Origin of the sequence: Corynebacterium jamesii (genome assembly GCF_046097395.1) — a bacterium.
In the GTDB taxonomy this organism is placed as follows: domain Bacteria; phylum Actinomycetota; class Actinomycetes; order Mycobacteriales; family Mycobacteriaceae; genus Corynebacterium.
Genome location: NZ_CP175789.1, coordinates 678,593 through 702,959, shown reverse-complemented (window position 1 = coordinate 702,959; position 24,367 = coordinate 678,593). Strand labels below are relative to the sequence as shown.

The following is a 24,367-nucleotide window of genomic DNA, read 5'->3' as shown; positions in this document are numbered from 1 at the left end:
CTAGTTGGTGGTTCAGTATTCCGGCGGGACGGTGACGAAATCGATAAGTCTTTCCACGGCACCGATCAACGTAGAGTCGAGGTCGCGGAAGGTTTTTGCCGCGCTGGCCACCCGGCGCCAGCCATCCTGCGGGGTACCCCAACCCAGCTCTTGGCACACGCCCGTCTTCCAATCGATCCCACGGGGAATCTGCGGCCATGCGCGAATGCCCACGCTCGCGGGCTTCACGGCCTCCCAGATGTCTATGTAGGGGTGGCCGGTAACCATCACGTGCGGACCCAGGGATTCCGTCAGGCGAGCCTCCTTCGTTCCCTCCACTAGGTGGTCGGCAAGCACGCCCACACGCCGGGTGGCGGAAGGCTGAAACTCGGCGAGGCGTTCCGGCAGGTTGTCGAGGCCTTCCAGATATTCGACGACCACGCCTTCAACCCGGAGGTCATGCCCCCAGACTTGTTCGACAATGGCCGCGTCGTGAATACCCTCCACCCAGATGCGCGAAGGGGCTGCCACTTTCGCCCGCACGCCCTCCACACGCCGTGAACCGGAGTTGGATGTTCGCTGCTTTGGGGGTAGCGACTTGGGATCCACATATCGAGTCAAGGTAATAGGCTTGCCCTCTAGCAGAAAAGCGCCGTCGCGGAGCTTAAAAAGACGGGTCTTGCCGTAACGATCCTCCAGGCGGATGAAGTCCCCGTCGGCAGTCTTTTCCCCGCCCACTACCGCGCCGACGAAGTCGTCAGCGATGACCTCCACTACCATTCCCAGTTCCGGGGAGACGCGCGGAAAGCTGGGCTTTTGGTTGCGGGAGTGGCCCTTCATGATGTCACCGTAATTGAAGCTCATGGCCAACCAGCTTAGGCTAGGAAAAATGACTAATCCGGTACCGACGTGGCTTGGGGCGCAACTGTGGTCGCCCGTGCAAAACACTTCCCTCTGGCTCGCTTGGTGGCTGCACGGCATCATTGGCGCCGACGAAGTGATCGACGCATTCCACGCTACCCAGGGCAAGCATCATCGCCTGGAGCCCCACGGCGGCGGACTGGTGGAGCTGCTGGGCCAGCTTCGCGGCGTGACGGATGAGGCGCCTGTAGGGCTGGACGAACGCCCCTTGATTCAGTTGGCGCTTTCCGGCCCCGGCGACGCGACCGTGCTGCCGGTTGACCCTGAGGGGGCGTCATTAATCATCGCCGACCGCGACCCCTTGGTCAGTCACGTGCTTAGCCCTCGTGTTATTGACGCCCACCTGGTCAGTTGGTCGTGGGATTCGGTGGAGGGGCCGGTTCCGCCGCTGCCGGTGTACTCGCCGGGCGAGGCAGATCAGCTGCTGCGTGAGGCTGCGGATAATGCAACGAGGATGGTGCGGAACGCGGGGCACGTGCCGAGAGGTGGGGCGGCGTTTCAACGCGCCGAGCTGGCCGTCGGCGCCTTGAATGATGCGTTTGGGCTCCCCGGCATGCCACCGGGTGTGCCCAGCCGGGCCGCGAAACTCATGGCACGGGCCGATCAGGTAGCGGCGATTGTGGAGGTGACGAAGCGTTCTGAGCTGGGCGCGAGCCTCGACCCCTATCTCATGCCAATGCTCCGAGCGGTGCGGACCGCCCGGATGGTGGCTGTGGACTACGCGCAGAGGGAGTTGCTGCGCTAGATCATCACTCAATCATGCGGACAGCCATGGGCTGCATACCGCCCCAGCGCACATCGGAGATCTTGACGACATCGCCGGACTGCGGGGCCTCGATCATCTTGCCGTCGCCCAGGTACAGGGCCACGTGGCCAGGCCAGAACAGCATGTCGCCACGCTTGGCCTGCGAGGACGGAACCTGCTTGCCAGCTGTGTACTGATAACCGGTGTAGTGCTGCAGCTCGTGGCCTACGCCGTAGAAGGCGTACATCATCAGGCCAGAGCAGTCGAACCCAATCTTGTTGTAGTCGCCGTGTGCGTCGGCCACACCGCCGTCGCGGATGCCCTTGGTCGGACCGTAGAAGTTGCCGCCACCCCAGGCGTAGGGCAGGCCCAGCTGGCTTTCCGCGCGCTTGATGACGCGCTCGATTTTTTCCTCGGCCGTACCGGAGGTGTCCGGGGCGTTCGGATCCAGTGCTTCGGTGATGGCCTCGACAGGGTTCTCAATGGACTCCGGACTCTCTGCGCTTGCCTCGGCTTCAGGGGTTTCTGCAGGCTCCGCGGGCTCTTCTTCCGGCGCGATCGGGTTGTCCACCTGGTTGGTGGTGGCACCCAGGGCACGGTCGTATTCTTCACCAGCGGTTTCGCGGCCCGCTTGTGCGGCAGCAGCGAGGGCACCATGCGGGTTGCCGGACAGAGCGGTAGTAAAGCCAGCCATCAGAGCGGATTCTCCAGCCTTGCGCAGGCCGTCGAGGGCGGCCTGGCGCTGGTCGTCGCCGCTGACGTTCGGGTCGTAGGAGGACTGCAGCGTAGCTGGTAGCTCCGGTAGGCCTGCCGGGTTGCCCAGGGAGCCTTCCGGTGCCGGTGGGTTGTTAGCGGAGGGGGTGTCCTGCGCCGGAGTCTCAGTTGGCGCAGTCTCTTCAGTTGGCTGAGTGCCTTCAGTTGGCTCAGACTCTTCAGTCGGCTGAGACTCTTCAGTCGGCTGAGTGGACTCGCTGGTCTCCGAGGTCGCAGGAGCCTCCGTCGGCTGCGTGCTTTCCTCTTCCGGAGCCTCGTCGACGTTGGCGCCAGCCTTTTCGGCTGCCTTCTCGGCTACCTTGCGCTTGTCCCAGCTGGAAGCCTCCGGGTGGGTGTTGGTGAAGGTCTCGACAGCGGCGCGGGCATCGCGTAGGGCCTTCTCGGCCTTCTTCTTCTCGTCGAGCAGTCGCTTGTACTCGGCCTGCTTTTCGGAGAGCTGTGTCTGGGAGTTCTTTAGAGTGTCGCGCGCAGTGTTGTATTTGTCTACCGCGTCGCCGACGGCGGAGTTCGCCTTGTCGCGGGAATCGCGCAGCGAGGACTCCTCGTTGGCGTTCTGTGTACGCGCGAGGTCGAGGCGATCCACCTCCTCCTTCTGCTTCTTGGAGGCTGCGTCGATATAGGAGGAGCGATCGAGCGTGTCCGCTACCGCATCGCTGCCAGCTGCGGCCAGATTCACGGCCGAGGCGTCTCCACCCTGGGCGTAAGCGGAACGGGCGATGTCGTTCAGCTTCGCCTGGGCCTGGGAGACCTCGGTGTCGGAATCCTTCAGGCGGCCGCGAGCGTCCACCACCTTGTTCTGTGCCTTCTGGGCGGCGCCTTGGCTGTTGACGAGATCTACGCGAGCCTTGTTGGCATCCTCGCGCAGCGAGCCCATAACGGTCTCCATCTCGGAAACCTGCTCCTTGGCACGAGAAACCTGACCGACGAGGTCGGCCAGGAAGCTCTCAACGGTTCGCTTGTCGTCGGCGTGGGCAACCATAGTCGTCGAATGCAGCGTGACGCCGGCAGTTACGGCAACTGCCAACGCCGCGTGCTTACGGCTGTGTGGACGTGGTGTCACGATCGATTCTCCTGGTGGTAATACAACTGGCTTTGAAGCGAGCGAAACCCTCGGTCCAGCTGGCCGCACTTCCCCATGCGATCAGTACAGGTCCCGTCGGGCGTTTCTCAAGATTCACTTCGAGATCAACTCGTTTCAAAAGTTGACACTCGGAACCCTAAGACACATCAGTCAAGGCCGTAAACTTTTTCACCATGAATCGCACCATTCGCATCCGTCACATTAGTAACGTCACTTGCCTTGACCTGCAGAGAGTAACGGAAAAGTTACAGATGTGATTTATGTCACATTAGGAAGCGTGCAGGCGTGTCATGTTGCATAAGTCGTGAAAGTCCCCCGTTTTTCTAGATGTCCCCTTAAGTTTAGTCAAGTCCCCCGACTTGACCATCGTGAACTGTTATCTAATTTTTCTTTTCGCGCAGCTTTGATAACGAAGTGATTACGGCTGCAATGGCGAGCGCTAGAAACACTCCGACATTCGCCAGTCCCGTCGGAGCCTCGTAGCCCGCAGCCTGGTCGAGGAACTCCTGCGTGGCTTCCGGATGACTGTTCGCGCCGTAGAGGATCTTGGTGTTTGACTCGATGGCGTAGCGCGACAGGTTCTCCGAGACGACGGCTGCGTGGTTAGGGGATTTTAGAATCACCGTGTCCGCATCCGTCCCGTCAAGCACTTTCTGCGCCACGTCGCGCAGGCTGTTGTGCATCGCGCCGTCCCGGGTGATGTAGCCGATCTTGAGGTTGCCTATTTCAGACGCCGAGTCTCCCCTGCTGGCCGCCTCTGCGATCGAGGTCAGGCTTTCAGATAGGCCAGCCGGTCCATGCTCTACTGCGGTTGGAAACCCCTTGGCAACGAAGACTGGGGCGTCTTTAAGAGAGGCAATGAGCTGCGCAACGTCGTCCGTGGGGGCGGGTGCAGAAGTATCGACCATGGGGATGTTTTAGCACCGAAATAGGGGTGGGGGTGCTGGCGACACGCTTAAACCCGCAGGATTCGCAGCAGAACAATCGTACTGTTAAAATTTTCCGTGACGTCGCGGCAAGAATGCTGCCACAATGGTAGGCAGAGCCTCCGGCGCTGGCCCATGGCTGGCTTGTGGACGGCGGCGACCACATCGACGACGACATATCGACTAAAAGAAGAGATTAAAGGAGCTCACTGTGGCTGATAGCATCAACTCCTTCGATTCCAAGAGCAAGCTGGAGGTCGGCGAGAAGTCTTACGACTACTTCGCGCTGAACGCTGTTCCGGGAATGGAGAAGCTTCCCTACTCCCTGAAGGTTCTCGGCGAGAACCTGCTGCGCAACGAGGATGGAAAGAACATCACTCGCGAGCACATCGAGGCAATCGCCAACTGGGATCCTTCCGCAGAGCCCAACTTCGAGATTCAGTTCACCCCGGCTCGCGTGATCATGCAGGACTTCACCGGCGTGGCCTGCATCGTTGACCTGGCTACCATCCGTGACGCGGTTGTGGCCCTGGGCGGCGACGCAGACGACGTTAACCCGCTGAACCCAGCCGAGATGGTCATCGACCACTCCGTCATCATCGAGGCATTCGGCAACGCCGATGCTCTGGAGAAGAACGTCGAGATCGAGTACCAGCGCAATGACGAGCGCTACAAGTTCCTGCGTTGGGGCACCGGCGCCTTCGAGAACTTCCGCGTTGTTCCCCCGGGAACCGGCATTGTCCACCAGGTGAACATCGAGTACCTGGCACGCTCCGTCTTCGACAACAACGGTCTGGCTTACCCGGATACCTGTGTTGGTACCGACTCCCACACCACCATGGAAAACGGCCTGGGCATCCTGGGCTGGGGTGTTGGCGGCATCGAGGCCGAGGCTGCAATGCTCGGCCAGCCGATCTCCATGCTGATCCCGCGCGTCGTTGGCTTCAAGCTGACCGGAGAGATCCCGGCTGGCGTTACCGCCACCGACGTCGTTCTGACCATCACCGACATGCTGCGCCAGCACGGCGTGGTCGGCAAGTTCGTCGAGTTCTACGGCAAGGGCGTTGGCGAGCTGCCGCTGGCCAACCGCGCAACCATCGGTAACATGTCCCCGGAGTTCGGCTCCACCGCCGCCATGTTCCCGATCGACGAAGAAACCGTGAAGTACCTGGAGCTGACCGGCCGCGACCAGGAGACCCTGGACCGCGTCGAGGCTTACGCCAAGGCTCAGGGCATGTGGCTGGATCCGGAGAACGAGGCAGAGTACTCCGAGTACCTCGAGCTGGACCTGTCCACCGTTGTTCCTTCCATCGCTGGCCCGAAGCGTCCGCAGGACCGCATCGAGCTGACCGACGCTAAGGCGCAGTTCCGTAAGGATCTGCACAACTACGTCGACGCCGACGCTTCTGCCTCTACCCCGGACTTCGACGCAGAGGGCCCGGCAACCGAGAACACTTCTGCCCAGGCTGCCGGCACCCCGGCACCCGCTGCTGATGCGAAGGGCAACGTTCCTTCCGCAGCTGCTGGCGCAGAGGGCCGTCCGTCCAACCCGGTCACCGTCAACTACAACGGCGAGGACATCGAGCTGGATCACGGCATGGTTGCCATCGCTTCCATCACCTCCTGCACCAACACCTCCAACCCGTCCGTCATGGTCGGCGCTGGCCTGCTTGCACGCAACGCTGCGGCCAAGGGTCTGAAGTCCGCACCGTGGGTTAAGACCTCCATGGCACCGGGCTCCCAGGTTGTTAACGGCTACTACGAGAAGGCGGGCCTGTGGAAGGACTTGGAGGCCATGGGCTTCTACCTGGTCGGCTACGGCTGCACTACCTGTATCGGTAACTCCGGCCCGCTGCCGGAGGAGATCTCCGCGGGTATCAACGAGGGCGACCTGGCCGCCACCGCTGTCCTGTCCGGTAACCGCAACTTCGAGGGTCGCATCAACCCGGACGTCAAGATGAACTACTTGGCTTCCCCGATCCTGGTTATCGCCTACGCGATCGCCGGCACGATGGACTTCGACTTCGATAACCAGCCGCTGGGTCAGGACCAGGACGGCAACGATGTCTTCCTGAAGGACATCTGGCCGTCCACCGAGGACATCGAGGAAGTTATCGCTTCCTCGATCACCAAGGACCTGTACGCCGAGGACTACGCAAACGTCTTCGAGGGCGACGAGCGCTGGCGCTCCCTGGAGGTCCCGTCCGGCAAGACCTTCGCGTGGGATCCGAAGTCCACCTACATCCGCAAGGCTCCGTACTTCGACGGCATGAGCAAGGAGCCGGAGGACGTCAACGACGTCAAGGGTGCTCGCGTCCTGGCTCTGCTGGGCGACTCCGTGACCACCGACCACATCTCCCCTGCTTCCACCATTAAGCCGGGCACCCCGGCTGCGCAGTACCTGGATGCAAACGGTGTGGAGCGCAAGGACTACAACTCCCTGGGCGCACGTCGTGGTAACCACGAGGTCATGGTTCGCGGTACCTTCGCTAACATCCGCCTGCAGAACCAGTTGCTGGACGGTGTTTCCGGCGGCTACACCCGCGACTTCACCCAGGAGGGTGGCCCGCAGTCCTTCATCTACGACGCTGCGATGAACTACCAGAAGGAGAACACTCCGCTGGTCGTTCTGGGTGGTAAGGAGTACGGCACCGGCTCCTCCCGTGACTGGGCTGCTAAGGGCACCCTGCTGCTGGGTGTGAAGGCAGTTATCGCCGAGTCCTTCGAGCGTATCCACCGCTCCAACCTGATCGGCATGGGCGTTGTTCCGCTGCAGTTCCCGGAGGGTGAGTCCTGGAAGTCCCTGGGCATCGAGGGCACCGAGTCCTTCGACATCGAGGGCATCGAGGAGCTGAACAACGGTAGCACCCCGAAGACCGTCAAGGTAACTGCTACCAAGGAGAACGGCGAGAAGATTGAGTTCGACGCTGTGACCCGCATCGATACCCCCGGTGAGGCAGACTACTACCGCAACGGTGGCATCCTGCAGTTCGTTCTGCGCAACATGATGGCTGGCAAGTAAGGGCATAACTCCTTATAAGCCCCACCACGTAAGGCGGTGATCGGCGCCCTCTTCTTCCAGAGAAGAGACGCGCGGGTCACCGCCTTTGTGTTTTCACACCACAGAGGTTTTATCCAGATGCCTAAAGTAAGCGACACTGACCTGGCAGAGCGTAAGGTCGAGATTCTGGCCGGCGCGCGTCACTGCTTCGCCACCTTCGGCTACGACGGTGCAACCGTCGCCCGATTAGAAGAAGCCACGGGTAAGTCCCGCGGAGCGATTTTTCACCACTACGGCAACAAGGACCAACTGTTCCTGGAGGTTGCACATGAAGATATACGCAAGATGGCGGAGTTGGCTGCCGGAGATGGCCTAATCGGCGCCATTCGCGCACTAGTCAATTCAAAAGACTTGACGGACTGGTGGGGTATGCGAGTCGAGATTACGCGGCGGGTGAACATCGACCCCTGCTTTGCGGCGAAGTGGGAGCTCGACCAGCTGGCGCTGCGCGAGACAGTGCGCACCCGCCTGTACGAGCAGCGTGCCAGCGGGCGGATACGCGCGGACGTGGAAATCGAGACGATCGCGCAGACGCTAGAGCTGGTGCTAGAAGGTGTGCTCGGCCGACTGGCCCAAGGTCAGGGAACCGAGGGGCTCTCCGACACTCTAGATTTCGTCGAGAGCTCGCTGCGTTCCCCCGGCCACTAACCTGTCCGGCCCGGTCGGTAGCATGTAATGCATGATCGCAATCATGACCGTGACCGGGCTGGATCACACCGGAATCATTGCCGCCGTGTCCACTGCCCTGGCAGAACTAGACGTCAACATCCTCAACGTCTCCCAAACCATCATGGACGACTACTTCACAATGATTCTGCACGTTCGCATCGACGATTCCCAGCACGGTATCGCCGCTGTGCAGGATCGCATGGCGGAGGTCGAGAAGCAGGAGAAGCTGGTTATTCGGGTGCAGTCGGAGGCCATTTTCTCCGCCATGCACGACGTGTAAGGGTCGGGGGGTTTCAGCATGAATCCACGTCGTGGCGTCACAAACCAAAGCAACAACATCCTAGAGACCATCGAGATGATCGAGAAGTACCGTCTCGACATTCGCACGGTGACGATGGGTATCAACCTGATGCCCTGCATTCGCGAGACTATGGAAGCTACCGCAGAGGCGGTGTACGAGCGAGTGGTGGACTACGCGCGCAACCTGGTGCCGGTAGCTCGGGACATCGAGCAGGAACTCGGCATTCCTATCGTGAACAAGCGCATCTCCGTCACTCCCGTGGGCATCTTGGCCTCCGCGGTGGAGGGCAACCCGGTGCGCATTGCCGAAGCGCTGAACCGCGCGGCCAACGAGGTGGGCGTGAATTTCATCGGCGGGTATTCGGCGCTGGTGGACAAGGGGGCCACTCGTGGTGAACTGGACCTGATTCGCTCGTTGCCGGAGGCACTGAACGAGACCGACGTGGTGTGCGCGTCGGTAAACGTCGGCAGCTCGAAGGCGGGCATCAACATGAACGCTGTACGGGAGATGGGGCAGGTCATCAAGGATGCCTCCACCTACGGCCCCGGCGGAACCCTGGCCTGCGCAAAGCTGGTGGTGTTTGCGAACTCTGTTTCCGATAACCCATTCATGGCGGGCGCTTACCACGGTGTAGAGGAACAGGACTGCGTGATCAACGTCGGCGTCTCTGGCCCAGGTGTGGTTGATCGCGCTGTCGCCGGCATGGAGGGTGCGACGCTGAATGAAGTTTCCGAGGAGATCAAGCGCGCCGCATTTAAGATCACCCGCACTGGCCAGTTGGTCGGCGTGATGGCCGCCCAGCGGCTGGGTGTTCCCTTCGGTATCGTCGACCTCTCGTTGGCGCCGACTGCAGAGCTGGGCGATTCCGTGGCGCACATCCTGGAGCACATGGGTTTGGGGCAGGTCGGCACGCACGGCACCACCGCGGCGCTGGCTTTGCTGAACGACGCGGTGAAGAAGGGCGGCATGATGGCCTGCTCGCGCGTGGGTGGGTTGTCGGGCTCGTTTATCCCCGTCTCCGAGGACAAGGGCATGATCGACGCAGTGCGCAGCGGTGCGATCAGCATCGACAAGCTAGAGGCCATGACGGCCATCTGCTCCGTCGGTCTGGATATGATCGCCATTCCGGGCGACACCCCTGCCGAAACCATCGCGGGCATGATCGCCGACGAGGCGGCCATCGGTGTGATGAACCATAAGACCACGGCAGTGCGTGTCATTCCAGCTGTCGGCACAAAGGTAGGCGATGACGTGGACTTCGGCGGCCTGCTAGGCTACGCGCCCGTAATCGGCGTGAACCAGGCCAGCAGCGCGGAGTTTATTAACCGCGGCGGCTTTATCCCCGCCCCGCTGCACGGCTACCGGAACTAGGAAGGGGTATTTGCTCGCATGGTGGAGATCTTTAGGTACGGTCGCTCTTCGGTTGTAATCGATGATCCGCTCGATGGGCTCGTGCGGGCAGAGCAATCGGGCACATTCGATCAGCGTTGCACTCTACCCGCAGGGTCGGCCGCACTGAATGCTGCTTTGTCTAACAACGGCCGCATGCCGGTCGCCGGCAACACCGCAGGATTTAGCGTGGTGCAAACGGTGGTGCTGACAATCGGCGTGGTGCTGTTGGGCCTGGGAGGCTTCCTAGTTGCCCGTGGAAGTACGCAGCCTCTGGTGATCGGCTTGGTGATCGGGGCTATCGGCCTGCTGATGGCAGGTGTTGCCCTGTATAGCGCAGCCAAGCGCCGCAGCCGTCTGCGTATCTTGGGCAAGGCCTGGGGAAACGGCTGGCTGCGCTTCGCTCCCGCCCGAGTGGGAGGCGTGTGGATTGCCCGGGTATCGACGCATAACGACAACGGGGAACGCACCAACACCGAGCGGCGCTACTACTACAAGGCAATGGTGCAGGCCTACCCCACCGACGGCACTGAGCCGTTCACGTTCCGCAGCAGTGAGTTCAACGCACCCGCCAACTGGGAGGGGCAGCCCTATAACCTGCACATGGCCGACGGTCCCATGGATGTGCTGGAGCCCGAGTTCACGAACGGCTGGACCATCTGCCGGTACATCGCGGGTCGGCCGGAAACTGCCACGATCTCTACCGACCTGTCGGCCAAGCAGGTCAAGGCGGCTCTAGAGGTTTCGCAGATCCGCTAGGGCCTGCAGCAGCTGGCCGTGGCGGGCGGGGATGCGGGAGCGCAGGATGATCTCCGTTCGCGTGCGCTGCACCCCTTCGACCTCCTGCAGTTTGAGGGTGATCTGCTCCAGGTGCTCGTGGTCTCGCGCCACCACCCGGCACGATAGGTCGTAGGGCCCGGCAATGGAATGCGCCTCCGTGATCCACGGGATCCTCAGGATCGCCGCCGTCGCCTGATCTAATGCCCGCTGGTCCAGCGTGACGTGCACGAAAGCGCCTAGCGGGAAGCCGAGCGCGCCCGGGTCGAAATGCGGGGCGAAGCTGCCGATCACCCCCCTTTCCACGAGTTTGACTATACGACTGCTCACCGTCGCGCGCGCTATCCCGAGTACCCGCGCGTACTCGCGCACTCCGGCCTTCGGCCTTTCGTTGAGTAGCATGCAGAGCTCGATGTCTGTCTGGTCGAGGTCTCTCATTCTTTTGACCTTTCTTTGTTACGCCCACGAACGGCCTGTTGGCAAGAAACATCTACTTTTGTGTGCAAACCTGTTCTTGTTTGGGTTGGATTCTAGGCCATTGGCCTAGTTTTCGACCCTGGAACCTAAAAAACCTTTGCTAATGGAACTATTTTTCCGAGCAAGCTATCTGGTTCCACCAGCTGTCGCTTAATGTGATTTAAACCACAAACTGACAGCTCGTACGAAAGGGTGAACAGCGATGACCTCCACCTTCATCCCCGACACAATTTCCACCATCCGGGACCTTCCCGACTACACCCAGTCGCGCTACAGGGAGAAGACTGGCCACATCCACCTGACCGGCATCCAGGCTCTCGTGCGCACCGTGCTGGATCGCGCGGAGGCTGACCGCGAGATCGGGCTGAGAACCTCCAGCTTCGTCTCCGGCTACGAAGGTTCCCCACTGGGCGGATACGACCTCGAGCTGGGGCGCCGCAAATCGCTGCTCGACCAGTTTGATGTGCAGCACTTCCCTGCTGTCAATGAGGAGCTGGGCGTCACCGCCGTAGCGGGATCGCAGATGACGGATCGGGCGACGGTCAAGGAAGGCATCGACGGCGTGGTCGGCTACTGGTACGGCAAGGCGCCGGGACTGGATAGGGCGGCCGATGCGCTGCGGCACGCGAACATGACCGGCACCAGCGGCACGGGTGGTGCGGTGGCCTTCGTGGGTGACGACCCGACGGCGAAATCCTCGACGATCCCTTCTGCCTCAGGTCGAATCCTGGCCGATCTTGGATTGCCGACCCTCGTGCCGGCGGACGCGGGCGACGTGCTGCGCCTCGGAACCCACGCGGTGTGGATGTCACGCTACAGCGGACTGTGGACGGCGCTGCGCATCACCACCCCTGTGGCCGACGGCTCGGCCAGCGTTGATCTGGAGGCTATCCGCACAGCCACGGCGGCCCGTGGCCTGGAGCAGGGCGGCGAGCATGTTCCGGAAGCGCGCCTGTTGGGCAAGCGACTGCTGGATCTGGAGGATACCCGCGTGGGGGAGCGACTGGATCGCGCCTTGGAATACGCCCGCAAGCACCAGCTGAACCGCTGGTGGGGCGCGCGGGACGGCGACCGCGTGGGTGTGATCTGTGCGGGCAACACCTCCCTGGAGGTAGCGGAGGTCGTGGGTGAGGCGCACTTGCGAGTCCTGCAGCTGGCAATGACGTACCCGCTGGACCCGCAAGAGTTAGAGCGCTTCTGCGAGGGACTGGATACGCTGGTGGTGGCCGAGGAGCTCGGCACCCATCTGCTGGAGTCCGTCCGTGCTTGCCTCTACGACCTCCCGGTGCGTCCCACGATCGAGCATGTCAATGACCCGCTGAAGCAGCTGCCCAAGCTCCTGCGCAACGAAGGTATCGAGGTTGCTGGCGTGACGAGCGGCCCAACACGTATCTCCCTGCCACTAGCGGTCCCCAACCGCGTGCCCCACTTCTGCTCCGGTTGCCCGCACAACCTCTCCACCCGCGCAGATGAGGACACTCTGGTGGGAGCCGGAATCGGCTGCCACGCCATGGTAATGCTGATGGACGACAAGCGCGTGGGCAAGATCATGGGCACCGCACAGATGGGTGGCGAGGGCGCACACTGGATCGGAATGCACAGCTTCGTGTCCGAGGAGCACTTCGTGCAAAACATGGGCGACGGAACGTTCCTGCATTCTGGATCGCTGGCACTGCGGGCAATGGTGGCGTCCAAGGTAAACGCAACCCTGAAGCTACTGCACAACGGCACGGTGGCGATGACCGGCGGCCAAGATCCTGTCGGGCAGCCGAGCTTGGCGGGGCTGGTCGACATGGTGCGGGCAGAGAACCCGGCCAGGATCGTTGTGACTAGTAGCGATGTGCGGCGCACACGACGCGCTTTGCGGGGGTCCGGCGTGCAGGTGCGCCCGCGCGAGGACCTAACCAAGGTGCAAAAGGAGCTGGAGGGTCAAAAGGGGGTCTCCGTGCTAATCCACGACCAGGAGTGTGCCGCAGAGAAACGTCGCGCCCGCAACCGCAACCAACGCGCCGAAGCGACCGAGAAAATCGTGATCAACGAGCGCATCTGCGAAGGCTGCGGCGACTGTGGCGAGAAGTCTGGCTGCCTTTCCCTGCAGCCAGTGGACACGCAGTTTGGCCGCAAGACCCGCGTGGATCAGACCAGCTGTAATACCGACCGTTCGTGTCTGTCCGGTGATTGCCCAGCCTTCACGACCGTCGTTGCGGTCGAGGAGAAGCGCGAGGTGCCGCCTATTGACGCCAGCGCGCTCGAGCCGGTTCCGGAAAGTGTGCTGGACAGCAAGCACCCGTGGAACATACGCATTTCGGGCGTGGGTGGCACGGGCGTGATGACGGCCTCGGCCGTTATCGCCACTGCCGCGCACCTGGATGGACTAGCAGTTCGGGGCACGGACATGACGGGCCTGGCGCAGAAGGGCGGGTCGGTGGTTTCCGACCTGCGCATCTCCAGGGGCATTGGCCAGCACACAGGCACGGTGCCGCGCGGTAGTGCGGATCTGCTGATCGCGCTGGACGGCGTGACGGGAGCTGAAGACGCCAGTACGTCGGTGCTCAATGCAGCGCGGACGATTGCGGTGCTGTCGAACTCCGCGACCCCTACGGGGCAAATGTGCACGGACGTCAAGGCCACCCGTCCCGACGGCGTGCAGATTACTGGTGCGCTGGGGCATGCAGCCAAGCGGGCGATCATTACCGACGCGATCCGCGTGTCCACCAAGCTCTTCGGCGAGTCCACTTTCCAGATCATGCTGCTCATCGGTGCTGCCGTGCAGGCAGGTGCGCTGCCGGTTACCCCGGAGTCGATGGAAAAGGCCCTGCGGATCAATGGCAAGAAGGCCGAGGCCAACATCCAGGCCTTTCGCCGTGGCCGCCAGCTAGTGAGCCGCCCGGAGGCGTTGATCGAACTTATGGGCGTGGAACCCGACTACGCCCAGTACCAGGAAGTTCAGCCCCTTGACCGCACCCGGGAAAAGATCGAAGAGGTGCTGGAGCCGAGCCTGGTGGATGAAGTTGCGGTGTACTTTGACGAGATGCGCCGCTGGGGCTCTGAGCAGGACGCCCAGGATTACCTGACAGATGTGCGTGCGGTCTACGCCCACGAGCACCGTGTGAACCCGGATGGTCCCGCAGAACTAACCCGCAGTTTCGCTGCCGGACTCCACAAGCTTTCGGCGTACAAGGACGAGTACGAGGTGGCTCGCCTGGCGCTGGATCCCGGATTTGCAGAGGCACAAAAGGGCGGCAAAGTAACGGTGCAGTTCCAGCCGCCGCTGCTGCGAGCCCTGGGGCTGAACCGCAAGATCGGGCTCGGGCCGCGTATGCGCCCGGTGCTCAGTGCACTGGCGAAGGCCAAGGGGCTGCGTGGCACGCGCCTGGACATCTTCGGCTACGCGGAGGTGCGGAAGATGGAGCGGAAGCTCGTGAACGCCTACAGGGAAGAAATCCTGAGCCGGGCGCGAAACCTGCACACGCTCGAGCAGGTAGTGGAGCTGACCGCATTGGCCGCTGCGGCCGATGGGGTGCGGGGATTCGAGGACAAGAAAATCGACAGTGCGCAAGAGTTGTTGCAGAAACTGGGGCGCGCGGGCGTCAAATAATAGTAAATAGACCAAGCGGTCTGTTATGGTAGCGAATGTGACTTTCGTACTGCTAAGCCCCCGCAGCGGCGCCGAGGTGCTCGCCGCGGAATATGCCGACTTCCTCAGCTATAGCGGGCTCACCCCCGCCGAGCTCGAACAGCGACCGCTGGATAACCCCGACGCCGATCTGGGAAGCTTCGATGGCGTGGAGGGCGTGTTTATCGGTGGCTCGCCGTTTACGATCACGCGCCCGGTGGACGAAGAATGGCAAGAAACGATCTCGCAGAAGCTCGTCGACTTCATCCAGGTCGAGTCTGAGCGGAACCGTTTAGGCATCTTCTCTACCTGCTACGGGACCTCGATGTTGGCGCACTACCTGGACGGCGAAGTCAACAGCACGTACTCGGAATCTGCGGGCACCAGCGAGGTTTCTCTTACTGACGCCGGACGCACCGACCCCATCACCGGTGGGCTCCCCGACCGCTTTACCGCGCTGACGGGGCACAAAGACTCGGTGGTGCGCGTGCCGGAGGAGGCCACGCTGCTGGCCACCGGCGAGACGTGCCCAGTACAGATTTACCGCTACCGCGACAACGTCTGGACCAGCCAGTTCCACCCTGAGATGGACGCGGCGGGCATCACGCGGCGACTGAGCTTCTACGAGGACGAGGGCTACTGCGATCCCGCCGAGATCGCCGAGACCTACGCGCGCTTCGAGGGGCAGGATACGGCCGCGGCGAACTCGCTGCTGCGGCGGTTCGTGGAGTATTCCCGTGGTGCACTGGGGATGGTGGGCTAGCCAGCCGCCCTAGGCCAGCTCGACGATCTCCATGTACTCGTCGTTCCAGAGATCCTCCACCCCATCGGGCAGGACGATCACGCGCTCGGGCTCCAACGCCTTCACCGCGCCTGGGTCGTGAGTAACCAGTACAACGGCGCCGGTGTACGTGCGCAGCGCATCTAGCACCTGCTCGCGGGATTGCGGATCCAGGTTGTTGGTCGGCTCGTCCAGCAGTAAGACGTTCGCCCGGGAGCTGACTAGAGTCGCCAGCGCCAGGCGCGTCTTTTCGCCACCGGACAGTGTGCCTGCGGGCTGCTCCAACTGTTCGCCGGAGAACATGAAGGCACCCAGCAGGCCACGCAGGTCTTGCTCGCCCGCATCGGGGCAGGCTTCAATCGCGTTGTCCCACACGGACTTATCGGGGTCGATCGTGTCGTGTTCCTGGGCGAAGTAACCCACCTTGAGCCCGTGGCCAGAGACGATGCCGCCCTCGCCATCGGTGCGCTCCACCCCGGCCAGCAGCTTCAGCAGTGTGGTCTTGCCCGCACCGTTGAATCCCAGGACGACCACCCGCGAGCCCTTGTCGATGGCAAGATCCACCCCCGCGAAGACTTCCAGGGAGCCGTACATCTTGGTTAGCCCCTTGGCGTTCATGGGGGTCTTGCCACACGGGGCGGGCTCCGGGAAGCTGATGTTAGCCACCCGGTCTTCTACGCGTACCTCATCGAGGTTGCCTAGCATCTTTTCCGCGCGGGCGGCCATCTGCTTGGCCGCTTTGGCCTTGGTGGCCTTTGCGCCAAGCTTGTCGGCCTGCTGCTTCAGGGCGCTGGCCTTCTTCTCTGCGTTTGCCTTTTCGCGGCGGCGACGAGCCTCGTCGGTCGCGCGGGCATCCTTGTACTTAGTCCATCCCATGTTGTACACGTCGGCTTCGCCGCGCACGGCATCCAAGAACCAGATCTTGTTGCAGACGTCGTCCAGCAGCTCCACGTCGTGGCTGATCATAATCAGCCCGCCCTCGTGCTTAGCGAGGAAGCTGCGGAGCCAAGTGATGGAATCTGCATCCAAGTGGTTGGTCGGCTCATCCAACAACAGCGTGGTCTGGGAACGGCCGGATCCGGCGGTGGCCGCGAAGAGGATCTGTGCCAGCTCGACGCGGCGACGTTGGCCACCGGACAAGGTCTTCAGCTGCTGGTCTAGCACCCGCTCCGGCAGGCCCAGCGAGTCGCAGATCTGCGCGGCCTCGCTGTCTGCCTCGTAGCCGCCGAGGGCGTGGTATTTCTCTTCGAGGCGACTGTATTTCAGAATGGCAGCATCGCGTTGGCCTGCGGATTCGCTGGTCTCCATGATCTCCTGCTGGCGTTCCATGGAATTGCGAATGCGATCCAGGCCACGGGCGGAAAGCACGCGGTCGCGGGCCGTCTGCTCGATGTCCCCTTCCTTGGAGTCCTGCGGTAGGTAGCCCATCTCGCCACTGCGGGTGACGGAGCCGCCGTAAGGCTCGCCTTCGCCGGCGAGAATGCGCATGGTGGTGGTCTTTCCCGCGCCGTTGCGTCCGACCAGGCCGATGCGGTCGCCCGGCTGGACCCGCAGGTGCTGTCCGGGGGCATTCAGCAGGGTTCGAGCCCCCACTCGAACCTCGAGGTCATTAGTAACAATCACAAGGAAGAAGCCTATCAGCCATCCCCGTCGGCGACCCTCCCCACCCCTTATACTCCGGTGCCGCGTTGCTCAGGTTCCCCATAATCCCGAGTCGCTGACCCGTGTGTCGCCGACGGGGCCACTTCTTTCTCAACTCCCCCATCTTTCCGTGCCCCACCCTTCCGGTATGTTCGTACCGAGTAGGACAACATTCATGTTAGGAATCTCGATCTTTGTGCGCAGGCTTTGTGTTACACCTGCACCGCTGTGATTCCCCCGAAGTCTCAACGTAAACCTTAACCTGCAGAGCTTTTAGTTTTGTTAGGTAAATCTTATAGCTATAGCTCCCGTATTCAGACGAAAAAATTGTCTTAGGAAGTGATGAGTGAAATACGGTGATGTAAGTTCGGGGGTATTCGTTGTAATGTCCGTCGCACTTTCCTCCGAAAAGGAGCCTCCCGTGCCCCAACTGCTCGTTCTCAAAGGCCTCGGCCCCGCCAGTGCGCTGCTGGCTATACGTGCAGCTCAACGAGGCTTTTCAGTTATAGCCTACGATCCGGCCTACGATGTGGACAGCCTCTCCCCATTCCCTGGAACCTACGGCGTGTTTTCCACCCAGATCCCGGCGTGGGCCGACGCACTATTCGGTTCACCCACCGAGTTGGACGTCGTCGTGGGTTCTCCCCCATCTCGCCGGACCCTCGGCTTTGGCTATCGTCTACTCGACCAGGCTGCGGTCGCTGAGGCATTGCGTGCTACTGGAGTGCGCATTGTCCCCGAGGTTTTACCCGACGGTGTGGAAGCTGTCGACTGCACCGGCGCCCCACGCACCGACGTTGCACTCTGGCAGCTGGCAGTCGGGTGGTTCTTGCCTGGTGACGACGCCCCTAGTCACTCCACCTCTATTTTCATGGACTGGTCTGGCGCGGATCGGCACGCGGGGGACGTCGCCCCCAGCTTCTGCTACGTCCAGCGCACTGCACATGGGTGGCTGTATGAGGAAACCATTCTGGCGACTCACTGCAGCGCTGAGGCCGACAGCCAGGAGCTGGTGTTCGAGGCGTTACGGGCACGCTTGGCAGATCGGATAGGCACGCGACCTGTCATGCGCGAGGAACTGGTGGCGATTCCGATGGGGACGCGGCGGCGTCATAAGGAAAGAAAGTTTGGCGCCGCGGCGGGGTTTATTAACCCTGCGACGGGCTACTCGCTGGGGCATGCGCTGGAGGTCGCCGATGAGTTCTTAGACGGCAAGCGCAGTGGTGGTCGGCTGGCGTATGTGCTGCGGCAGGTGGGCGGAGAGCTGATCGCCCGGGCCGACGGCGCTACGCTGCAGGACTTCTTTGGGCACTTTTTTGCGCTGGATACGCGGGCGCAGCTTGCGTATCTCAGTGGGCAAAATGGTGTGGCTGTGGCGCGCACGATGTGGGCATTGCGGGAGGGAACGGGCCTAAGACACGCATTCTTGCAGCCGCTTTTCCGCCACCCGTGGTCGGTGGCGAGGGCGGTGTGGGCGCGACTGTCCTAGACGGTGAAGCCGAGGAAGCGCAGCTGTTCGCGACCCTCCTCGTTGATCATGTGCGGGCCCCAGGCTGGGGTCCAGACCCAGTTGATCTGCAGGTCGGAGACTTCCTCGACGTTGTTGATCACAGCGTCGCGCGCCTGGTCCTCCAGCACGTCCTGCAGCGGGCAGGCCGGGGAGGTCAGAGTCATGTTCAGCACGGCCGTCTTGTCCTCCAGCCAGATGTCGTAGACCAGTCCCAGGTCGATGACGTTGATGCCCAGCTCCGGGTCGATAACGTCCAGCAGGTTTTCCTCTACCTTGCCGGCAATGGCCATCTGCTCCGGGGTGCGTTCGGATGGGCCCTCCGGAGCCTTGTCCAGAGGCGACGGATCCATTTCCGGGGCGGTGGGCTCTGCTGCGGTTGCGTCGGTGGCGTTTGCGTTGTCAGTCATCGTGAGTTCCTTACTCTGCTTGTTCGGCGTTGTCGGCGGTGGTGGTAGGGGCAGCTCCTGCCTCGGTAGCGGCAGCCTCGAAGGCCTTCCACCCCAGCAGTGCACACTTCACGCGGGCGGGGTACTTGGAGACGCCCGCGAAGGCGATCCCGTCGCCGATGATCTCGTCGTCGCCCTCGATCTTCCCCCGGGAGGTCACCATGCGCTCGAACTCCGCCAGCTTGGCGAAGGCCTCGTCGACCGGGCGACCCACCAGCTCCTCGGCCATGACGGACGTGGAGGCCTGGCTGATCGAGCACCCCACCGCGTCGTAGGAGATGTCCTCGACCGTCTGATTGTCCTTGCTCAAGTGCAGGCGCAGCGTCAGTTCATCGCCACACGAGGTGTTCACGTGGTGCACTTCAGCGTCGAAGGGCTCGCGCAGGCCTGCGTGTTGCGGGTGCTTGTAGTGGTCCAGGATTACTTCCTGGTACATCTGCTCTAGTTTCATTTAGCCGTTGATTCCTCTTAAGCCGTGCCGAAAAATTCTTGCGCCTTAGCGATGGCCGCCACCAGCGCGTCGACCTCGGAAAGCTCATTGTAAATATAGAAGCTGGCGCGGGCGGTTGCCTGTACGCCCATGCACGTGTGAACCGGCCACGCGCAGTGGTGACCCACGCGGATGCACACGCCTTGGTCGTCGACGACCTGCCCTAGGTCGTGCGGGTGGATGCCCTCCACCACGAAGCTCAGCGCGCTGCCGCGGTGGGCAGCGTCCGTCGGCCCAACGATGCGCAACCCCTCGATGGTCTGTAGACGCTCCAGGGCATAGGCCGTCAACTCTGCTTCGTGCTTGGCGACCTTATCCATGCCCAGGGCGCTAAGGTACTTCACTGCCGCGCCCAATCCCACGACCTGCGAGGTCATCTGGGTTCCCGCCTCGAATCGCTGCGGGGCTTCGGTGAAGGTGGTGCGCTCCATCGACACCTTTTCCACCATCGAACCACCGGTGAGGAAAGGCGGAAGCTGATCCATGTGCTGGGCCTTACCGTAGAGCACGCCGACGCCATTTGGACCCAGCATCTTGTGGCCCGAGAATGCCGCGAAGTCTACATCCAGTTCGTGGAAGTCCACGGGCATGTGCGGTACGGACTGGCATGCATCCAACACGAAGATGGCCCCGACGGCGCGTGCCCGGCGGACGGCCTCCGGGACGTCGAGGACTGCACCGGTGACGTTCGACTGGTGAGTCAGCGCCACGACCTTGGTGCGCTCGCTGAGCTCTAGGCTCTCCAGATCGATGCGCCCATCCGGAGTGGCGGAATACCACTTCAGCGTGGCTCCCGTGCGTTGGGCGAGCTCCTGCCACGGCACTAGGTTGGCGTGGTGTTCCAGCTCGGAGACGACAATCTCGTCGCCCTCGGTTACCTGCAGCTCCCCCGAGCGCGGGTCGCCGAGAACGTAGGCGACCTCATTGAGGGCCTCCGTCGCGTTCTTAGTGAAAGCGATCTCCCGGTTGTCTGCTCCCACGAAGGCGGCGATGGCCTCGCGGGCGGACTCGTAGGACTCGGTGGCTTCTTCCGCGATCTCATAGGCGCCGCGGTGCACCGGGGCGTTGTGGGTGGTCAAGAACTCCCGCTCCGCATCCAACACCTGCACCGGCCGCTGCGCGGTCGCTCCGGAATCCAGATACACCAGCTTCTTCCCATCGCGCACAGTGCGCGACAGGATCGGGAAGTCGCTGCGGATCTTCGCGGTGTCCAGGGAACTGTTTGAACTCACAAGTTCACACTTTCTGCCAGGTCAAGCTAGGCCGAGCAAGGTAGAGGGGATTAAATGCGGACGCGGTGGTCGAAACGTACGAGGGCCTTAGACGAACTTCTCGTAGCCCTCGGACTCGAGCTGCTGAGCCAGCTCCGGGCCTCCGGATTCTACGATGCGGCCCTTGGCGAACACGTGGACGTGCTCGGGCTTTACATAGTTCAGGATGCGCTGGTAGTGCGTGATCATCAGCACACCACCGTTCTCGCGCTCCTTGTAGCGGTTAATGCCCTCGGAGACGACGCGCAATGCGTCGACGTCCAGACCCGAGTCGGTCTCGTCCAGGATGGCGAACTTCGGCTTGAGCAGGCCCAGCTGCAGAATCTCGTGCCGCTTCTTCTCGCCACCGGAGAAGCCCTCGTTAACGGAACGCTCGGAGAACGACGGGTCGATAGACAGCTCCTCCATCGCACCGCGGGCTTCCTTGACCCACTCGCGGATCTTCGGAGCCTCGCCGCGGACGGCGGTGGCGGAAGAACGCAGGAAGTTGGCCATGGAAACACCCGGCACTTCGGTCGGGTACTGCATAGCCAGGAACAGGCCAGCGCGAGCACGCTCGTCGACCTCCATGTCCAGCAGGTTCTCGCCGTCCAGCAGAACCTCTCCCTCGGTGATCTCGTAGCGCGGGTGGCCGGCGATGGCGTAGGACAAGGTGGACTTGCCGGAGCCGTTCGGCCCCATGATGGCGTGGGTCTCGCCGGAGTTAATGGTCAGGTTCACGCCGTGCAGGATCGGCTTCGGATCCTCGTTCTCGTCGGCGGGGACGACCTGCGCGTGCAGGTTTTTGATTTCCAGAGTGCTCATGGTGTTTAGAAAGCTTTCTTTGGGGTGGTTGACGGGGTGGATGAATTTAAAGAACCGTGTGCTGCAGCTCGGCCTCGACCTTGTCCTCCAGCAGCTCGCGGATCTTCTCCTCCGGAATGCGCTTGATCACGTCGGTGAAGAAGCCGCGGACGATTAGCATCTTTGCACTGGCCGGGTCGATGCCACGGGACTGCAGGTAAAACATGTGTTCGTCGTCGAAGCGGCCAACCGTAGCGGCGTGGCCGGCGCCGACGATCTCACCAGTCTGGATCTCCAGGTTCGGAACCGCATCCGCACGGGCGCCGGACGTTAGCAGCAGGTTGTTGTTTTTCTCGTACGTGTCGGTGCCCGTTGCCTCCGGGCGGATCAGTACGTCGCCGATCCACGCGGTGCGTGCCTCGCGGGCATCCTTGCCCTTGTCCGGCTCGCCCTGCAGGGCGCCCTTGTACAGCACGTTGGAGCGGCAGTTACGGATCGAGTGATCCACCAGCAGGCGCTGTTCGAAGTACTGGTTAGCATCTGCAAAATACAGGCCCAGCAGTTCAGCGTCTCCGCCGGTATCCGTATAGCGCACGTGCGGAACAGAACGCACTACGTGGCCACCGAAAGCTGCATAGTAGTGGCGAACGACTGCGTCGCGGCCAACCTGGATGTGCGAGTTCGACAAGTGCACAGCGTCGTCGTTCCAGTCCTCGAACACCACGGTGGTCAGCTTTGCGCCGGTGCCAACGACGAACTCCACGTTGTCGGAGTGCGCGCCAGAACCCTCGTAGCGGACGAACACCACTGCCTCTGCGTGCGCCTCGAGCTCTACTACCAGGGTGCCGTAGGAGACCTCGTCCTCGCCCGGTCCATCAATCGTGATGGTCACCGGGGAGGTCAGCGCAGCATCCTGGGAAACGCGCACGTAGTCGGCGGACTCGGTATTCTCCCATGCCTGCGCGGCAGCACGATCCACGGGAGCCCCCGCGCGGCCGAGGCGCTCGTCGCCTGACTGAAGCTGCTCGACGGCCACACTCGGGGCGTCCTCATCAGAAACATCGACCGCAACAGCGGCGCGCTTGCCAGCGGCGGCGGTGCCATCGTGCAGGCCGCGCAGCTCACGCAAGGGGGTGAAGCGCCAGTCCTCGTCCTTACCGCGCGGAACGGCAAAGTCCGCGGCCGAGAAAGAGGTGAAACGATCGCCCTTCGTCTGGTGATCTGTACCAGCCTGAACAGGCGTGATTGTCGCTTCGGTTTCGTTGAGTGGGGTGGTCATTTGGTTTAACCCACCGATCCTTCCATCTGCAGTTCGATTAGACGGTTGAGCTCCAGGGCGTACTCCATGGGTAGCTCCTTGGCAATGGGCTCCACGAAGCCGCGGACGATCATCGCCATAGCCTCTTCTTCCTCGATGCCGCGGGACATCAGGTAGAACAGCTGATCCTCGGAGACCTGCGAGACGGTGGCCTCGTGGCCCAGTGTCACGTGGTCGTTACGAATGTCGTTGTACGGATATGTGTCCGAGCGCGAGACAGAATCGACCAGCAGCGCATCGCACTCGACATTGGAAGCGGAGTGGTGCGCTTCCTTGTTCACCTGCACCAGGCCGCGGTAGGCGGCGCGGCCACCGGCGCGGGCAACGGACTTGGAAACAATGTTCGAGCTCGTGTGCGGAGCCATGTGCACCATCTTGGCCCCGGTGTCCTGGAACTGCCCCTCGCCGGCAAAGGCGACGGACAAAACCTCGCCCTTAGCGTGCGGACCGGTCATCCATACGGCCGGGTACTTCATGGTGACCTTGGAGCCGATGTTGCCGTCGACCCACTCCATTGTGCCGCCCTCTTCGCACTTGGTGCGCTTAGTGACGAGGTTGTACACGTTGTTGGACCAGTTCTGGATCGTGGTGTAGCGGCAGCGGCCGCCCTTCTTCACTACGATCTCCACCACCGCGGAGTGCAGGGAGTCGGTCTTGTAGATCGGCGCGGTGCAGCCCTCGACGTAGTGAACATAAGCGTCTTCATCGACGATGATCAGAGTGCGCTCGAACTGCCCCATGTTCTCGGTGTTAATGCGGAAGTAAGCCTGCAGCGGGATATCCACGTGCACGCCCTTCGGAACGTAGATGAAGGAGCCACCAGACCATACGGCGGTGTTCAGTGCGGAGAACTTATTGTCGCCGGCCGGAATAACGCTGCCGAAGTACTCCTCAAACAGCTCCGGGTACTCGCGCAAGCCGGTATCGGTATCGACGAAGATCACGCCCTGGCTCTCCAAGTCTTCGCGGATCTGGTGGTACACAACCTCAGATTCGTACTGTGCGGCCACACCTGCGACCAGACGCTGCTTCTCGGCCTCCGGGATGCCCAGCTTGTCGTAGGTGTTCTTAATATCCTCCGGTAGGTCCTCCCAGGTCTGAGCCTGCTTCTCGGTGGAGCGAACGAAGTACTTGATGTTATCGAAGTCGATATCGCTGAGATCCGCGCCCCACGTCGGCAACGGCTTCTTGTCGAAGATATCCAAAGCCTTCAAACGGCGCTTCAGCATCCACTCCGGCTCGTTCTTTTTAGCGGAGATATCGCGAACGACATCCTCGTTAAGTCCACGGCGGGCAGAGGCGCCGGCAGCATCGGAATCGTGCCAGCCGTAACCGTAAGCACCGATGGAATCGATGATCTCTTCGTCGGTCTGGGGTTTGGTTTCAGGTGTTTGTGCAGCTTGAGTCATGG

At 62.1% G+C, this 24,367-nt stretch carries 20 protein-coding genes; 9 read left to right on the top strand and 11 right to left on the bottom strand.

The features are described from left to right. Positions 1-12: 12 nt before the first annotated feature. Positions 13-843, bottom strand: a complete 831-nt coding sequence (locus tag ACKFRT_RS03200) for a DUF3097 domain-containing protein (protein ID WP_408925719.1) — start codon at positions 841-843, stop codon at positions 13-15. Between the two features lie 25 nt (positions 844-868). On the opposite strand from ACKFRT_RS03200, the gene ACKFRT_RS03195 reads away from it, so the two are divergent. Further along, positions 869-1,645 (top strand): hypothetical protein, encoded by a 777-nt coding sequence (locus ACKFRT_RS03195; protein WP_408925718.1) that lies wholly within the window; start codon positions 869-871, stop codon positions 1,643-1,645. Between the two features lie 4 nt (positions 1,646-1,649). Here ACKFRT_RS03195 and ACKFRT_RS03190 read toward each other — a convergent pair whose 3' ends face one another. Continuing rightward, a complete protein-coding gene (locus tag ACKFRT_RS03190) occupies positions 1,650-3,479 on the bottom strand; it encodes a DIP1281 family NlpC/P60 protein (protein ID WP_408925717.1) in 1,830 nt (609 codons plus the stop codon). A gap of 401 nt (positions 3,480-3,880) precedes the next feature. Next, on the bottom strand, positions 3,881-4,408 hold the full coding sequence (locus ACKFRT_RS03185; RefSeq protein WP_408925716.1) for a DUF6676 family protein: 528 nt from the start codon (positions 4,406-4,408) through the stop codon (positions 3,881-3,883). Positions 4,409-4,637: 229 nt separating this feature from the next. Between ACKFRT_RS03185 and ACKFRT_RS03180 the strand changes: the two genes are divergently transcribed. The 5 genes from ACKFRT_RS03180 to ACKFRT_RS03160 all read left to right on the top strand — a co-directional run bounded on the left by ACKFRT_RS03180 (position 4,638) and on the right by ACKFRT_RS03160 (position 10,605). Continuing rightward, positions 4,638-7,448, top strand: a complete 2,811-nt coding sequence (locus ACKFRT_RS03180; protein WP_408925715.1) for an aconitate hydratase — start codon at positions 4,638-4,640, stop codon at positions 7,446-7,448. A gap of 117 nt (positions 7,449-7,565) precedes the next feature. Beyond that, the gene (locus ACKFRT_RS03175; protein WP_408925714.1) at positions 7,566-8,135 is read left to right on the top strand and encodes a TetR/AcrR family transcriptional regulator; all 570 of its coding nucleotides are present in this window, start codon (positions 7,566-7,568) and stop codon (positions 8,133-8,135) included. A gap of 31 nt (positions 8,136-8,166) precedes the next feature. Continuing rightward, on the top strand, positions 8,167-8,436 hold the full coding sequence (locus ACKFRT_RS03170) for an ACT domain-containing protein (RefSeq protein ID WP_296214607.1): 270 nt from the start codon (positions 8,167-8,169) through the stop codon (positions 8,434-8,436). An 18-nt stretch (positions 8,437-8,454) separates the two neighbouring features. Next, a complete protein-coding gene (locus ACKFRT_RS03165) occupies positions 8,455-9,828 on the top strand; it encodes a PFL family protein (RefSeq protein WP_296214610.1) in 1,374 nt (457 codons plus the stop codon). A gap of 18 nt (positions 9,829-9,846) precedes the next feature. Then, a complete protein-coding gene (locus tag ACKFRT_RS03160) occupies positions 9,847-10,605 on the top strand; it encodes a hypothetical protein (RefSeq protein WP_408925713.1) in 759 nt (252 codons plus the stop codon). On the opposite strand, the gene ACKFRT_RS03155 is transcribed toward ACKFRT_RS03160, so the two are convergent. Next, positions 10,582-11,061, bottom strand: a complete 480-nt coding sequence (locus ACKFRT_RS03155) for an Lrp/AsnC family transcriptional regulator (protein WP_408925712.1) — start codon at positions 11,059-11,061, stop codon at positions 10,582-10,584. The two genes, ACKFRT_RS03160 and ACKFRT_RS03155, sit on opposite strands and share 24 nt — an antisense overlap. A 241-nt stretch (positions 11,062-11,302) precedes the next feature. Here ACKFRT_RS03155 and ACKFRT_RS03150 point away from each other — a divergent pair, with 241 nt between their 5' ends. Both ACKFRT_RS03150 and ACKFRT_RS03145 read left to right on the top strand, forming a co-directional pair. After that, positions 11,303-14,698, top strand: coding sequence for an indolepyruvate ferredoxin oxidoreductase family protein (locus ACKFRT_RS03150; protein WP_408925711.1), 3,396 nt, complete (start codon positions 11,303-11,305; stop codon positions 14,696-14,698). Between the two features lie 37 nt (positions 14,699-14,735). Then, positions 14,736-15,479 (top strand): glutamine amidotransferase, encoded by a 744-nt coding sequence (locus tag ACKFRT_RS03145; RefSeq protein WP_408925710.1) that lies wholly within the window; start codon positions 14,736-14,738, stop codon positions 15,477-15,479. Between the two features lie 9 nt (positions 15,480-15,488). Here ACKFRT_RS03145 and ACKFRT_RS03140 read toward each other — a convergent pair whose 3' ends face one another. Beyond that, a complete protein-coding gene (locus tag ACKFRT_RS03140) occupies positions 15,489-17,120 on the bottom strand; it encodes an ABC-F family ATP-binding cassette domain-containing protein (RefSeq protein ID WP_408925709.1) in 1,632 nt (543 codons plus the stop codon). Positions 17,121-17,559: 439 nt separating this feature from the next. Between ACKFRT_RS03140 and ACKFRT_RS03135 the strand changes: the two genes are divergently transcribed. Further along, complete coding sequence (locus tag ACKFRT_RS03135; protein ID WP_408925708.1) at positions 17,560-18,627, top strand: lycopene cyclase family protein; 1,068 nt, start codon at positions 17,560-17,562, stop codon at positions 18,625-18,627. On the opposite strand, the gene ACKFRT_RS03130 is transcribed toward ACKFRT_RS03135, so the two are convergent. The 6 genes from ACKFRT_RS03130 to sufB all read right to left on the bottom strand — a co-directional run bounded on the left by ACKFRT_RS03130 (position 18,624) and on the right by sufB (position 24,365). Then, the gene (locus tag ACKFRT_RS03130; protein WP_296214624.1) at positions 18,624-19,055 is read right to left on the bottom strand and encodes a metal-sulfur cluster assembly factor; all 432 of its coding nucleotides are present in this window, start codon (positions 19,053-19,055) and stop codon (positions 18,624-18,626) included. The genes ACKFRT_RS03135 and ACKFRT_RS03130 overlap by 4 nt on opposite strands. A 10-nt stretch (positions 19,056-19,065) precedes the next feature. Further along, entirely contained in the window at positions 19,066-19,545 is a 480-nt protein-coding gene (sufU, locus tag ACKFRT_RS03125) for a Fe-S cluster assembly sulfur transfer protein SufU (RefSeq protein WP_408925707.1), read from the bottom strand. 17 nt (positions 19,546-19,562) lie between these two features. Continuing rightward, on the bottom strand, positions 19,563-20,816 hold the full coding sequence (locus tag ACKFRT_RS03120; protein WP_408925706.1) for a cysteine desulfurase: 1,254 nt from the start codon (positions 20,814-20,816) through the stop codon (positions 19,563-19,565). A gap of 87 nt (positions 20,817-20,903) precedes the next feature. Continuing rightward, entirely contained in the window at positions 20,904-21,659 is a 756-nt protein-coding gene (gene sufC / locus ACKFRT_RS03115) for a Fe-S cluster assembly ATPase SufC (protein ID WP_296214630.1), read from the bottom strand. Positions 21,660-21,705: 46 nt separating this feature from the next. After that, entirely contained in the window at positions 21,706-22,917 is a 1,212-nt protein-coding gene (gene sufD / locus ACKFRT_RS03110) for a Fe-S cluster assembly protein SufD (protein ID WP_408925705.1), read from the bottom strand. Positions 22,918-22,922: 5 nt separating this feature from the next. After that, on the bottom strand, positions 22,923-24,365 hold the full coding sequence (gene sufB, locus ACKFRT_RS03105) for a Fe-S cluster assembly protein SufB (protein WP_408925704.1): 1,443 nt from the start codon (positions 24,363-24,365) through the stop codon (positions 22,923-22,925). Between the last annotated feature and the right edge of the window lie 2 nt (positions 24,366-24,367).